Source organism: Pantoea sp. LS15, from assembly GCF_012241585.1.
GTDB lineage: Bacteria > Pseudomonadota > Gammaproteobacteria > Enterobacterales > Enterobacteriaceae > Enterobacter.
In genome coordinates this window covers 178875-192734 of record NZ_JAAVXA010000007.1, presented here as the reverse complement: position 1 = coordinate 192734, position 13860 = coordinate 178875, and the positions used below count along the sequence as shown (strand labels likewise).

At 55.6% G+C, this 13860-nt stretch carries 9 protein-coding genes; 4 read left to right on the top strand and 5 right to left on the bottom strand.

Features of this window, described 5'->3' with window-relative positions; genetic code table 11:
- Positions 1-252: 252 nt before the first annotated feature.
- A complete protein-coding gene (gene sspA, locus HED65_RS12895) occupies positions 253-891 on the top strand; it encodes a stringent starvation protein SspA (RefSeq protein ID WP_028017010.1) in 639 nt (212 codons plus the stop codon).
- A 5-nt stretch (positions 892-896) separates the two neighbouring features.
- The gene (gene sspB / locus HED65_RS12890; protein ID WP_024906337.1) at positions 897-1394 is read left to right on the top strand and encodes a ClpXP protease specificity-enhancing factor; all 498 of its coding nucleotides are present in this window, start codon (positions 897-899) and stop codon (positions 1392-1394) included.
- 29 nt (positions 1395-1423) lie between these two features.
- Here sspB and gltD read toward each other — a convergent pair whose 3' ends face one another.
- Together gltD and gltB are read right to left on the bottom strand one after the other, a co-directional pair.
- On the bottom strand, positions 1424-2842 hold the full coding sequence (gene gltD / locus HED65_RS12885) for a glutamate synthase subunit GltD (RefSeq protein ID WP_061096937.1): 1419 nt from the start codon (positions 2840-2842) through the stop codon (positions 1424-1426).
- 9 nt (positions 2843-2851) lie between these two features.
- Positions 2852-7312: a glutamate synthase large subunit gene (gene gltB, locus HED65_RS12880; RefSeq protein ID WP_114978865.1), complete on the bottom strand. Its 4461-nt coding sequence runs from the start codon at positions 7310-7312 to the stop codon at positions 2852-2854.
- A gap of 686 nt (positions 7313-7998) precedes the next feature.
- Here gltB and mnmL point away from each other — a divergent pair.
- Positions 7999-8940, top strand: coding sequence for a tRNA modification radical SAM protein MnmL/YtqA (mnmL, locus tag HED65_RS12875; RefSeq protein WP_114978898.1), 942 nt, complete (start codon positions 7999-8001; stop codon positions 8938-8940).
- Here the strand turns inward: mnmL and HED65_RS12870 are convergent.
- On the bottom strand, positions 8920-10422 hold the full coding sequence (locus tag HED65_RS12870) for a helicase HerA-like C-terminal domain-containing protein (RefSeq protein ID WP_114978864.1): 1503 nt from the start codon (positions 10420-10422) through the stop codon (positions 8920-8922). The two genes, mnmL and HED65_RS12870, sit on opposite strands and share 21 nt — an antisense overlap.
- A gap of 137 nt (positions 10423-10559) precedes the next feature.
- On the opposite strand from HED65_RS12870, the gene HED65_RS12865 reads away from it, so the two are divergent.
- Positions 10560-12197 carry a dihydroxyacetone kinase subunit DhaK gene (locus HED65_RS12865; RefSeq protein WP_114978863.1) on the top strand — a complete coding sequence of 546 codons (1638 nt, stop codon included), beginning with the start codon at positions 10560-10562 and terminating at the stop codon, positions 12195-12197.
- 45 nt (positions 12198-12242) lie between these two features.
- On the opposite strand, the gene ahr is transcribed toward HED65_RS12865, so the two are convergent.
- A complete protein-coding gene (gene ahr, locus HED65_RS12860) occupies positions 12243-13262 on the bottom strand; it encodes an NADPH-dependent aldehyde reductase Ahr (protein WP_114978862.1) in 1020 nt (339 codons plus the stop codon).
- An 83-nt stretch (positions 13263-13345) separates the two neighbouring features.
- Entirely contained in the window at positions 13346-13849 is a 504-nt protein-coding gene (locus HED65_RS12855; RefSeq protein ID WP_114978861.1) for a GNAT family N-acetyltransferase, read from the bottom strand.
- Positions 13850-13860: the final 11 nt, after the last annotated feature.

The window sequence follows — 13860 nt, the reverse complement described above, 5'->3', positions numbered from 1 at the left end:
TGGATAATGTGCAGGTTATCCACAATATAAATTCATATATCTCCTCTTTTTCCACATTTCCAGAATCCCCTCACCACAAAGCCATCAAAATCTGGTAAACTATCATCCAATTTTCTGCCCAAATATCGGTGAATACTCGATTTTTGTTCGATTCTTGAACAATGTGTCTTCTCTGGGATGGGCGATACAACATCTGGCTGGCCCCTGTTGGGCCGGTAGCAGTAAAAATTCTGAATATACCTGGAGGTTTTCATGGCTGTCGCTGCCAACAAACGTTCGGTAATGACGCTGTTTTCTGGTCCTACTGACATTTATAGCCATCAGGTTCGTATCGTGCTGGCCGAGAAGGGTGTCAGTTTTGAGATCGAGCATGTGGAAAAGGATAACCCACCTCAGGATCTGATCGATCTCAACCCGAGCCAAAGCGTACCGACGCTGGTGGATCGCGAGCTGACCCTGTGGGAATCCCGTATCATTATGGAATATCTGGATGAGCGTTTCCCACATCCGCCGTTGATGCCGGTTTACCCTGTCGCGCGTGGTGAAAGCCGCCTGTACATGCAGCGTATCGAAAAAGACTGGTACTCGCTGATGAACGTTATCGTTAGCGGCTCCTCTTCTGAAGCCGACGCAGCACGTAAGCAACTGCGTGAAGAGCTGCTGGCAATTGCCCCTGTGTTTGGTCAGAAGCCATTCTTCCTTAGCGATGAGTTCAGCCTGGTGGATTGCTACCTGGCACCGCTGCTTTGGCGTCTGCCTACTCTGGGCGTAGAGTTCAGCGGTCCGGGTGCGAAAGAGCTGAAGGGTTACATGACTCGCGTATTTGAGCGTGATTCATTCCTGGCATCGTTAACTGAACCTGAACGTGAAATGCGTCTTGGCCGAGGCTAATGACTGTGGAAATGTCACAACTTACCCCACGCCGTCCGTATCTGCTGCGCGCCTTCTATGAATGGCTGCTGGATAACCAGCTCACGCCGCACCTGGTTGTGGATGTGACGTTGCCGGGTGTGCTGGTTCCAATGGAATATGCGCGTGACGGACAGATCGTGCTGAACATCGCGCCGCGCGCGGTGGGCAACCTGGAACTGGCGAACGACGAAGTGCGCTTTAATGCGCGCTTTGGCGGTGTGCCGCGTCAGGTGTCCGTTCCTCTGGCTGCGGTACTGGCGATCTACGCGCGTGAAAACGGCGCGGGTACCATGTTTGAGCCGGAAGCGGCATACGATGAGGATGTTGCCAGCCTGAATGATGACAACGCATCCGATGAGCGCGAAAGCGACACGGTGATGTCACTTATCGATGGCGATAAACCTGATCATCATGACGACAATGATCCTGATGACGATCCGCCTCCGCGCGGTGGTCGTCCGGCTCTTCGCGTCGTCAAATAAAAAAACAGGCCCAATCGGGCCTGTTTTTTTTACACTTCCAGGTAATTCAGTATACCGTCAGCCGCTTTGCGACCTTCGGCAATCGCGGTGACCACCAGGTCAGAGCCGCGAACGATATCGCCACCGGCGAAGATTTTCGGGTTGCTGGTCTGGAAAGCGTTGTCGCTACCTTCCGGTGCAATTACGCGGCCCTGAGAATCCAGCTCCACACTGTGCTTCGCCAGCCACTCCATGCTGTGAGGACGGAAACCGAACGCCATCACGACGGCATCGGCCGGGATCACATGTTCTGAGCCTGCCACGATTTCCGCACGACGACGGCCTTTCGCATCTGGCGCACCCATCTCAGTACGCGCCATCTTCACGCCACTCACTTTACCGTTGGCATTCACTTCAATACCCAGAGGCTGGATGTTGAACTGGAACTCCACGCCCTCTTCACGCGCGTTTTTCACTTCGCGCTTAGAGCCCGGCATGTTCTCTTCGTCACGACGATAAGCACAGATTACGTGCGCGGCATTCTGACGAATAGAGGTACGCACACAGTCCATCGCCGTATCACCACCACCCAGTACGACAACGCGTTTACCTTCCATGCTGACGTATGGCTCATCGGCGGTTTCGCCGTAACCCATAATCTGCTTGGTATTAGCAATCAGGAATGGCAGAGCGTCGTAAACGCCTGGTGCGTCTTCGTTCTCCAGACCACCGCGCATGGACTGATAGGTGCCTACGCCGAGGAATACGGCGTCGTAATCTTTCAGCAGATCGTCGAGCTGCACATCGCGGCCCACTTCCACATTGAGTTTGAACTCGATACCCATGCCGGTGAAGATTTCACGGCGGCGGGTCATCACCTCTTTTTCCAGCTTGAAGGCCGGGATACCGAAGGTCAGCAGACCACCGATTTCCGGATGACGGTCAAAGACCACCGCCTTTACGCCGTTGCGGGTCAGCACGTCCGCACAGGCCAGGCCCGCCGGGCCCGCACCGATGATCGCTACGCGCTTGTCGGTTTGCTTCACGCCGGTCATATCCGGACGCCAGCCCATCTCGAACGCTTTATCGTTGATATAGCGCTCAATGTTACCGATGGTCACTGCGCCAAACTCGTCGTTCAGCGTACAGGAGCCTTCACACAGACGGTCCTGAGGACACACGCGGCCGCACACTTCCGGCAGGGTGTTAGTCTGGTGAGACAGCTCGGCAGCTTCAAAGATACGCCCCTCGTTGGCCAGCTTCAGCCAGTTCGGGATGTAGTTATGCACCGGACATTTCCATTCGCAGTAAGGGTTACCGCAGGACAGGCAGCGGTCTGCCTGTGCTTTGGCCTGGCCTTCTGAAAACGGCTCATAGATTTCAACAAATTCAATTTTACGGATTTTCAGCGGTTTCTTTGGCGGATCAACGCGCTGCAAGTCGATAAACTGGTATACGTTCTGGCTCATCTGAATTCCTTACTGCGCCTGCACACGCAGCTCTGCTGCGCTACGACTACGGTGACCCAACAGTGCTTTTACATCGCTGGACTTCGGTTTAACCAGCGCGAATTTCGCAGAGAATGCTGGCCAGTTCGCCAGGATCTCTTCGCCGCGAGAAGAACCGGTATGCTGCACATGTTCGGTAATCAGACCGCGCAGGTGTTCTTCGTGGATGGCCAGCGTATCAACGTCCAGCACTTCCACCAGCTCCGGGTTCACGCGTTTGCGGAACTCGCCATCTTCATCCAGGACGTACGCAAAACCGCCTGTCATGCCTGCGCCGAAGTTCACGCCGGTTTTACCCAGGACGCATACAATTCCGCCCGTCATGTATTCACAACCGTTATCGCCAATGCCTTCCACCACGGTGATAGCACCGGAGTTACGCACCGCAAAACGCTCACCCGCACGGCCGGCGGCAAACAGACGACCGCCGGTCGCACCGTACAGACAGGTATTACCGATGATGCTTGCTTCGTGGCTGCGGAAAGCTGAACCGACAGGCGGACGCACCGCCAGCAGACCACCCGCCATGCCTTTACCGACATAGTCGTTGGCATCACCGGTCAGATACAGTTCAACGCCGCCTGCGTTCCACACGCCGAAGCTCTGGCCCGCAGTACCGCTGAAGTGTGCGGTAATCGGGTCGGCAGCCAGACCCTGGTCACCATGCGTCTGCGCGATGTAACCAGAGAGCGACGCACCCACGGAACGGTCGGTGTTGCGGATATCAAACCAGAACGTTTTGCTCTGTTTGTCATCCACATAGCTTTTTGCCTGCTGTAACAGCTGCGCATTCAGCACGCCGTTGTCGAACGGTGGATTGTTTTCGGTGCAGTAGACCGCCTTGCCAGGATGAGGCTGTGCGGTTTCCAGCAGCTTAGACAGCTCCAGTTTCTGCTGTTTGGCCGTGAAGCCTTCCAGCTCTTTCAACAGGTCGGTGCGGCCAATCAGGTCTACCAGGCGTTTCACGCCCAGTTGCGCCATCAGCTCACGGGTTTCACGGGCGATGAAGTCAAAGTAGTTGGTTACTTTGAACGGCAGACCGTGATAGTGGTTCTTACGCAGTTTCTCGTCCTGGGTAGCAACACCGGTTGCGCAGTTATTCAGATGGCAAATACGCAGATATTTACAGCCGAGTGCAACCATTGGACCGGTGCCAAAGCCGAAGCTTTCCGCACCCAGAATCGCCGCTTTGATGATATCGAGGCCGGTTTTCAGGCCACCATCCACCTGCAGACGGATCTTGTGACGCAGACCGTTCGCAACCAGCGCTTGCTGAGTTTCCACCAGCCCCAGTTCCCACGGACAACCCGCATATTTCACGGAGGAGAGTGGGCTTGCACCGGTACCGCCGTCATAACCGGCGATGGTGATGAGATCCGCATAGGCTTTTGCTACGCCCGTTGCGATGGTACCGACGCCCGGCTCGGAAACCAGCTTCACGGAGATCATCGCTTTCGGGTTGACCTGCTTCAGGTCGAAAATCAGCTGCGCCAAATCCTCGATAGAGTAGATATCGTGGTGTGGTGGCGGAGAGATCAACGTCACGCCCGGTACGGAGTAGCGCAGTTTGGCGATGTACGGGGTGACTTTATCACCCGGCAACTGACCGCCTTCGCCCGGTTTAGCACCCTGAGCGACTTTAATCTGAATAACGTCGGCGTTGACCAGGTACGCTGGCGTGACGCCAAAGCGACCGGATGCCACCTGCTTGATACGGGACACTTTGTTGGTGCCGTAACGGGCAGGATCTTCGCCGCCTTCGCCGGAGTTCGAGTTTCCGCCGATGCTGTTCATGGCTTCCGCGAGCGCTTCGTGGGCTTCCGGACTCAGAGCACCGATAGACATTGCTGCAGTATCAAAGCGTTTGAACAGCTCAGTGGCTGGTTCAACGTCATCAATACTGACCGCATCATCACCAGGATTCAGTGCCAGCAGATCGCGCAGCGTCGCTGCCGGGCGGTTGTTTACCAGCTCAGCATATTGCTGATAATCGCTGTACTCACCGCTCTGAACCGCCTGCTGCAGCGTACGAACCACGTCCGGGTTGTAGGCATGGTATTCGCCACCGTGAACGTATTTCAGCAGACCGCCCTGATCCAACGGTTTACGTGCCAGCCAGGCGCGTTTCGACAGGTTTACCAGATCCTGCTGGAAGTCAGCAAAACCGGCTCCGCCGATACGGCTGACCACACCCTGGAAGCAGAGGTTTGCGACGTCGTCATGCAGGCCGACCGCTTCAAACAGCTTCGAGCAGCGGTAGGAGGCGATGGTCGAGATGCCCATCTTGGACATGATCTTGTACAGACCTTTGTTGATGCCGTTACGATAGTTCAGCATCACTGCACGGTAGTCTTTGTCGATCGCGCGGGTATCGACCAGACGTGCCAGCGTTTCGTAGGCCAGGTATGGATAAATCGCCGTCGCACCAAAGCCTAACAGCACGGCAAAGTGGTGAGGGTCGCGTGCGCTCGCGGTTTCAACAATGATGTTGGCGTCGCAGCGCAGGCTCTTATCGACCAGACGCGTCTGGATAGCACCGACTGCCATTGGTGCAGGCACCGGCAGGCGATTCTTCGCGATATTGCGGTCAGACAGCACCAGCAGAACGGTACCGTTACGCACCATCTGTTCGGCTTTGTCACACAGGGCATTCACCGTCTCTTCAAGGCTCGCTTCCGCCACGTCGAAGGTGATATCGAGCGTGTCAGCGCGGTAGTGCTCCTCTTTCATGGTGGTGAGCTGTTTGAAATCGGAGTACAGCAGGATCGGCGATTTAAAGGTCAGACGGTGCGCCTGGCCTTCGGCCTCGCAGAAGACGTTCATCTCGCGGCCGATGCTGGTCGCCAGCGACATCACATGGGCTTCACGCAGCGGATCGATTGGCGGGTTGGTGACCTGCGCAAATTGCTGACGGAAGTAGTCGTAAATGATACGTGGCTGACTGGAGAGCACGGCAAACGGGGTGTCATCGCCCATGGAGCCAACGGCTTCCTGGCCGTTTTCACCCAGCACGCGGATAACGGAATCCAGCTCTTCAGCACTGTAGTTAAACTGTTTCTGGAAGCTGGCAAGCGTATCGTCGTCCAGCTCGCGGCTGCCCACTTCTTCATCCGATAAATCTTCGAACGGCACGAGGCGACGCACGTTCTTCTCCATCCACTCTTTGTATGGATGGCGGCTTTTCAGATCGTGATCGGTTTCGGCGGAGTGCAAAATACGTCCACCGCGGGTGTCGATAACCATCAGTTCACCCGGGCCGACGCGGCCTTTCTCAACCACTTCGTCAGGCTGGTAATCCCAGATACCGACTTCGGAGGCACAGGTGATGAGTTTGTCTTTGGTGATGACGTAGCGCGCCGGACGCAGACCGTTACGGTCCAGGTTACAGGCTGCAAAACGGCCGTCGGACATTACGATGCCCGCCGGGCCATCCCACGGCTCCATGTGCATGGAGTTAAAGTCAAAGAACGCGCGCAGCTCCGGATCCATATCCGGGTTGTTCTGCCAGGCAGGTGGCACGAGCAGACGCATGGCGCGAACGATATCCATCCCGCCTGCCAGCAGCAGCTCCAGCATGTTATCCATTGAACTGGAGTCAGAGCCCGTTTCGTTGACGAACGGCGCGGCATCGTGCAGGTCAGGGATCAGTGGCGTCTGGAACTTATAGGTACGGGCGCGTGCCCACTGGCGGTTACCGGTGATGGTGTTGATCTCGCCGTTGTGCGCCAGGTAGCGGAACGGTTGAGCCAGCGGCCAGCGTGGAACGGTGTTGGTGGAGAAGCGCTGGTGGAACAGGCAAATGGCCGATTCCAGACGCAGGTCCGCCAGGTCCAGATAGAAGCGCGGCAGGTCAGCCGGCATACACAGACCTTTATAGATGTTCACCAGGTTCGAGAGGCTACAAACGTAGAACTCTTTATCGTCCTGGAGACGCTTTTCAATGCGGCGGCGGGCAATGAACAGACGGCGTTCCATATCGCGCGGACGCCAGCCCGCAGGCGCGTTAACGAAAATTTGTTCAATACGAGGCAGCGAGGAGAGGGCGATTTCACCGAGCACCCCTTCGTTGGTCGGCACATTGCGCCAGCCCACAATAGACAGGGTTTCACGTTGAAGTTCTTCTTCGACGATGCGGCGTGAGGCGGCAGCTTTTTCAGGATCCTGATTCAGGAACAGCATACCGACAGCGTAGTTTTTGGCTAAACGCCAGCCGCGTTCTTCCGCAACGATACGGAAGAAACGATCCGGTTTTTGCAGCAGCAGACCGCAACCGTCGCCGGTTTTACCATCAGCAAGGATGGCACCACGGTGCTGCATACGGGCCAGTGCGTGAATGGCAGTACGCACTACCTTGTGGCTAGGTTCGCCTTCTATGTGGGCGATCAGGCCGAAACCACAGTTATCCTTCTCAAGGGATTTATCGTACAACATATCAGTGAACCTCCCCAGGCTCGTCGGGCTTCCCACTGAACTTTACCGTGGCGCACAGGCACAGAAAGAGCATGGCGACGGGGTTTGCGTTTCATACGCGGACCTCGCATTCGCCCTCTTTTCATCCTTTCGCGCAGGTAAACAAGTTTGAGGACTTGCTTCAGAGGGAATCTCAATTACTGCATAAATATGATGAGCAGGCCGCTCATCCAGAAAGCTTCCAGCGGATTTCCAACTTATCGGGAATTGGTACACAGGTCAAATGGCAATCTTATTTATACAAAAATGTGCTAAAGCGAGTTTATGTTTTTGTATTTTAATGGTATTTAACTATTTTTACATTGATTAAATGCCCTGAAAGGACATCGCGGAGTGTGATCTGACTCACTATCTGAAAGCGGTATTATCAATGTAGCGTGCTGAATAGCAGTTTTATAGCAGAATAATAATCTGCCATTGACTGCAAACCCGCATAAACCCACTGTTTTTCAGTGAGGGCGCTATAAACGAAAAAAACAATCAGAACATAAGGAAAAGTAATCACAACTGGCGTGAATGAAATTGCAGTAATCCTGAGTATTTATTCATATAGATAAAAGCCGCCCAGGGCGATTGATCCAGGTCATCGCCGACAGAGGCTAAAAATGGCAGGCTTGTCCCCTTTCTCCGGGACGGTCTATCAGATTATGCAGTTACAGAAATTAGTCAATATGTTTGGTGGGGATCTTTTGCAACGCTATGGGCAAAAGGTTCATAAGCTGACGCTGCATGGCGGCTTTAGCTGCCCGAATCGCGATGGCACCATCGGGCGTGGTGGCTGCACGTTTTGTAACGTTGCCTCATTTGCCGACGAAGCGCAGCAGCATCACTCCATTGCAGAGCAACTGTCACATCAGGCCAGTCTGGTGAACCGCGCAAAGCAATATCTGGCCTATTTCCAGGCCTACACCAGCACCTGGGCGGAAGTGCAGGTGCTACGCTCGATGTATCAGCAGGCCATCAGCCAGGCTAACATCGTTGGGCTGTGCGTGGGCACGCGTCCGGACTGCGTACCGGACGCGGTGTTGGACCTGCTCAGCGAGTACAAAGAACAAGGCTATGAGATCTGGCTGGAGCTGGGCCTGCAAACCGCGCACGACAAAACCCTGCACCGCATTAATCGCGGCCATGATTTCGCCTGCTACCAACGCACCACGCGGCTTGCCCGTGAGCGTGGGCTGAAAGTCTGCTCGCATCTGATTGTCGGTTTACCAGGGGAAGGTCAGCAGCATGGTCTTGAAACGCTGGAAAAGGTGGTTGAGACCGGCGTGGACGGCATTAAGCTGCATCCTCTGCATATCGTTACGGGAAGCATTATGGCGAAAGCCTGGGAAGCCGGGCGGTTAAGCGGTATTGAACTCGACGATTACACAGTGACGGCAGGGGAGATGATTCGCCACACGCCACCGGAGATTGTCTACCACCGCATTTCAGCCAGCGCACGCCGCCCAACGCTTCTGGCACCGCTCTGGTGTGAGAACCGCTGGACGGGGATGGTAGAAATCGACCGTTATCTGCAGGAGAACGGCGTACAGGGCTCGGCGCTTGGCCGTCCGTGGGTTCCCCGGCTACCGGCGACGGCCGCCTAACAGACTTCCCAGCATGCCGCGCACGATCTGATTGGTGACCTGCCGCGCGGCGCTTTTCGCCATGGTTTGTACAACGCCATCACGCTTGCCTCCACGCGGACCGGTGCTGCCGAACAGGATGTCTTTGAGGCCGCCGAGAATACCGTCATCGACGGAAACAGACTGGCCTTTGTTGGCTGGCGCATCCTGTGATTCTGTGGTCGCCTGTACCCCTTTCTGCAGCATCTCGTATGCAGATTCTCTGTCCACTTCGTCTTCGTATTTCCCGTACACTGGAGAGTGGTTAATCAGGCCGTTGCGCTCATCATCGGTCACCGGCCCCATGCGCGAGCAAGGCGCAATCACCATGGCGCGCTCCACAACTGACGGGCTACCCTTCGTATCCAGGAACGAGATCAGTGCTTCACCAGTGCCCAGAGCCTGAATAGCGGCTTCGGTATCAAAGGCCGGATTGGCACGCATGGTTTGCGCGGCAGCCTTAACGGCTTTCTGATCTTTCGGCGTAAAGGCGCGCAGGGCGTGCTGCACGCGGTTACCAAGTTGCCCGAGCACGTTGTCCGGAATATCTGACGGATTTTGCGAAACAAACCAGACGCCAACACCTTTGGAACGGATCAGGCGGATAACCTGTTCAATCTTGTCCAGCAGTACCTGTGGGGCATCGTTAAACAGCAAGTGTGCTTCGTCAAAGAAGAACACCAGTTTGGGTTTTTCCAGGTCACCGGCTTCGGGTAGTTGTTCGTAGAGCTCAGAGAGCATCCACAGCAGGCTGGCAGCGTAAAGCTTCGGCATCTGATAGAGCTTCTCAGAACTCAGAATGTTGATGATGCCTTTGCCGTTGCTGTCGGTGCGCATCCAGTCTTTGATATCCAGCATCGGCTCGCCGAAGAAGTGCTCGGCCCCTTGTTGCTCCAGGGTCAGTAACCCACGCTGAATGGCACCCACTGACGCGCTACTGATATTCCCGTACTGGTTCTGGAAGGATTTAGCGTTATCACCGATGTATTGGGTAATGGCGCGCAGATCTTTGAAATCGAGCAGCAGCAACCCCTGATCATCGGCAATACGGAAGATAATATTCAATACGCCGGACTGCACGTCGTTAAGGTTAAGCAGACGGGCCAGTAGTAGCGGACCGAGATCGGAGACGGTCGCGCGTACCGGGTGGCCTTTCTCACCGAAGATATCCCACACCACCACCGGATTGCTGTGCGGCGTCCAGTCCGTAATACCGATATTTTTCAGGCGTTCGAGCAGTTTGTCGGAGGGGGTACCCTCCTGAGCCACACCGGTTAAATCACCTTTCACATCAGCCATAAATACCGGCACGCCAATATCTGAAAGCGATTCCGCCAGTTTTTGCAGGGTGACGGTTTTCCCCGTCCCTGTGGCACCGGTGATCAGACCGTGGCGGTTCGCCATCGCGGGCAGTAAATACAGCTCTTTTTCCAGCGTCCGGGCAATTAACAATGGTGTACTCATAATGCGCTTCCTCTCTTAGTCCTGGGTGGAGTATAGGCAACCTGGTCGCAATTTGGTTGAGTAAATTCCTGACTTTGCGGCGCATTATCCAGCGCGGACTATGCTTTTGCATACGGTTCACAAAATAGTGGGAAACTATGTCCAGATTCTTTTTTAACGATCGCAAACAGCTGGTCAACGATGCCATTGAAGGCATACTGCTTTCTGCACCACACGCGAATCTCGTCAAACTTGATATTGATCCAGCCATCAGGGTCGTCGCGCGAGGTGACTGGGATAAAAGCCGCGTAGCGGTGATCTCCGGTGGTGGCTCAGGTCATGAGCCTGCACATGCCGGGTTTGTCGGCAAAGGTATGCTGACGGCGGCGGTGTGCGGCGATCTGTTTGCTTCGCCGAGCGTGGATGCGGTACTGAACGCCATTGTGGCGGTAACGGGTGATCGCGGTTGTCTGCTGATCGTCAAAAACTATACTGGCGACCGCCTGAACTTCGGTCTGGCAGCGGAAAAGGCCAAACGCTATGGCCTGAAGGTCGAAATGGTGATTGTTGCTGACGACATCGCCCTGCCGGATAACAAGCAGCCACGCGGCATCGCTGGTACGGCGCTGGTGCATAAGATTGCGGGCTATGCGGCGGAGCACGGGAAATCTCTGAGTGAAGTGCGGAATATTGCGCAACAGGCCTGCGATAACCTCTGGAGCCTGGGTGTTGCGATGCAAACCTGTAACCTGCCAGGCAGTGATGATGAAGAAGGGCGAATTAAACAAGGTCATGTGGAGCTGGGGCTCGGTATTCACGGAGAGCCAGGAGCTTCGGTGGTTGATACGCAAAACAGCAAAGCCATTATTGATACGCTGGTCACGCCGTTGAAGGCACAGGCGGGTGAGGGGCGCTTTGCAGTGCTGATTAACAATCTTGGCGGCGTGTCGGCGCTGGAGATGGCGCTGCTCACCAAAGAGCTGGCGCACTCGGCTCTGAAAGAGCATATCGCGTACCTGATTGGCCCAGCGCCGCTGGTGAGTGCCCTGGATATGAAGGGCTTTTCCCTGACGTTATTGAAGCTTAACGATCACTTTGAAAAAGCGCTCCATGAAGAGGTTGAGACGCTGGGCTGGCAAAAACCGGTGGCGTTTGCCCCCTTGCGTGTCCAGGAACATAGCGCGCTCCATGACCGCGTGGAATATACCCCATCTGCTAACGCAAAGGTGGGCGAGTATGTTTCTCTGGTGACAACCACGCTGATTAAGCTGGAAAATCGGCTCAATGCACTGGATGCCAAAGTGGGGGATGGCGATACAGGCTCTACCTTTGCGCAAGGCGCGCGAGACATTGCGCAGCGCCTTGAGGAGCATAAATTACCGCTCAATGACATCCCGACGCTGCTGTTGCTGGTGGGCGAGCGGCTGGCTACGGTGATGGGGGGATCGAGTGGCGTGCTGATGTCGATCTTCTTTACTGCGGCCGGACAAAAGCTGCATGACGGGAAGCCGTTGCCGGAGGCCCTGCTGAGTGGGCTGGCGCAGATGAAGCAGTATGGCGGGGCGGATCTCGGCGATCGTACGCTGATCGACGCGCTACAGCCGGCGCTGGAAGCGTTGCAGAAAGGTGATCTTCACGCGGCGGCGCAGGCTGCGCGACAGGGTGCCGAAGCGACCGCGAAAATGCAGAAAGCCGGAGCGGGGCGTTCGTCGTATGTGAATAAAGAGAACCTGGAAGGGGTGATGGATCCGGGAGCGGTCGCGGTGGCAGAGGTGTTTAACACGTTAGCGAAATAGCAAAGTAGGCCGGGTAAGGCGAAGCCGCCACCCGGCACAATCACATCAAAAATCCGCTTTCAACACCACGCGATAACGGGCTTTGCCGTCACGCACGTGCTGGATCGCTTCGTTGATTTTCGACATTGGATACAGCTCAGTGGTCGGAGCCACTTTGGTGCGCCCGGCAAACTTCATCAGTTTGCGCAACTCGAATGGCGTACCGGTCGCAGAGCCGGACACACTGCGATCCCCGCCAATCAAGGTAAACGCCGGAACGGGCAGCGGCTTCATCACAGCACCTACGGTGTGGAAGTTTCCGCCGTAGGCCAGCGCCTCAAAGTACGGCTGCCAGTCGAGATCGACGTTGACGGTGTTGATGATCAGATCAAACTGGCCTGCCAGCGCGTTCAGTGCTTGCGGATCGCGGCTGTTCACCACCTTGTCTGCACCCATCGCCAGCACTTCTTTCTCTTTCGCCGGGTTCGAGCTGAATGCCGTGACTTCACAGCCCATCGCATGCAGCAGTTTGATGGCGATATGGCCCAGTCCGCCAATACCGATGACGCCCACGCGGCTGGTGGCAGTGATATGGTGCATCAGCAGAGGTTTGAAGACGGTGATACCGCCACACAGCAGCGGACCGGCGGATTCGATATCAATGCTGTCCGGCAGCGGAATGACCCATTGCCAGTCGGCGCGCAGCTTATCGGCAAAACCGCCTTTGTTCAGTATGGTGGGAACGGCGCCTTCAAGGCAGTTGATCTGATTACCGCTGATACAGGCATCGCAGTGACCGCAACTGCGTGCTGTCCAGCCAATGCCCACGCGTTGACCTACTTTCAGTCCTTTGTCCTGCGCGGCGCTACCGAGCGCTACGACGCGGCCAATGACTTCGTGTCCGGCAACCAGCGGGTAGCTGGAGAAGCCCCATTCGTTGTCGATCATCGAGAGATCCGAGTGGCAGATCCCGCAGTAATCAACCTGTACTTCGACGTCTTCTGCTTTTAGTTCGCCCGCATCGTACTCGTACAGCTCAAGTTCTGCACCCGCCTGCGGTGCGGCGTAGCTTTTTATCTTCGACATCGTGTTTCCCCCGTTGTGGTGTGAACTGAGAGTGTAGAGCATTCAGTTCAGCACCGCTTAACAGAAGAGGGCGGCAAGATTATTTACAGATTTTTCAGCATTCTGACTTCGCAATCGACGTGTCCAGTACAGCCCAGCGGTGCATCAATATGCTCAAAGCCCAGATGTTCATACAGGCCAATGGCCTCTTTGAGGAAGGCGGTTGTTTCGAGGTAACAGCGCGTAAAACCCTGCTTACGTGCGTGTTCCAGGGCAATCAGCGCCAGTTTTTTCGCCAGTCCTTGCCCGCGTGCAGTTGGGAGGAAATACATTTTCTGTAGCTCGCAGATATCCGGCTCGCTACAACGGAGTGGCGCCACGCCGCCGCCACCCACAACCAGACCATTCTGTTCGATTACCCAATAGGCATGCCCTGGCTGGCTGTAGAGCTGAAAAAGCTCATCCAGATTTGGGTCTGCAACCGTGTAGCCTTTGTCAGCCGTCAGGCCATATTCGGCAGAAACGGTGCGGATAACGGCGGCGATAGCCGGGTTATCCTGCTCAGTGATCCGACGCATCGTCGTCGCGACGGGGGTAATCACGCTCATAGTATGACTCA

Coding starts and splice junctions, on each gene's coding strand:
- mnmL (WP_114978898.1), top strand. CDS start 7,999: ATGCAGTTACAGAAATTAGTCAATATGTTTGGTGGGGATCTTTTGCAA.
- sspA (WP_028017010.1), top strand. CDS start 253: ATGGCTGTCGCTGCCAACAAACGTTCGGTAATGACGCTGTTTTCTGGT.
- HED65_RS12855 (WP_114978861.1), bottom strand. CDS start 13,849: ATGAGCGTGATTACCCCCGTCGCGACGACGATGCGTCGGATCACTGAG.
- ahr (WP_114978862.1), bottom strand. CDS start 13,262: ATGTCGAAGATAAAAAGCTACGCCGCACCGCAGGCGGGTGCAGAACTT.
- HED65_RS12870 (WP_114978864.1), bottom strand. CDS start 10,422: ATGAGTACACCATTGTTAATTGCCCGGACGCTGGAAAAAGAGCTGTAT.
- gltD (WP_061096937.1), bottom strand. CDS start 2,842: ATGAGCCAGAACGTATACCAGTTTATCGACTTGCAGCGCGTTGATCCG.
- HED65_RS12865 (WP_114978863.1), top strand. CDS start 10,560: ATGTCCAGATTCTTTTTTAACGATCGCAAACAGCTGGTCAACGATGCC.
- gltB (WP_114978865.1), bottom strand. CDS start 7,312: ATGTTGTACGATAAATCCCTTGAGAAGGATAACTGTGGTTTCGGCCTG.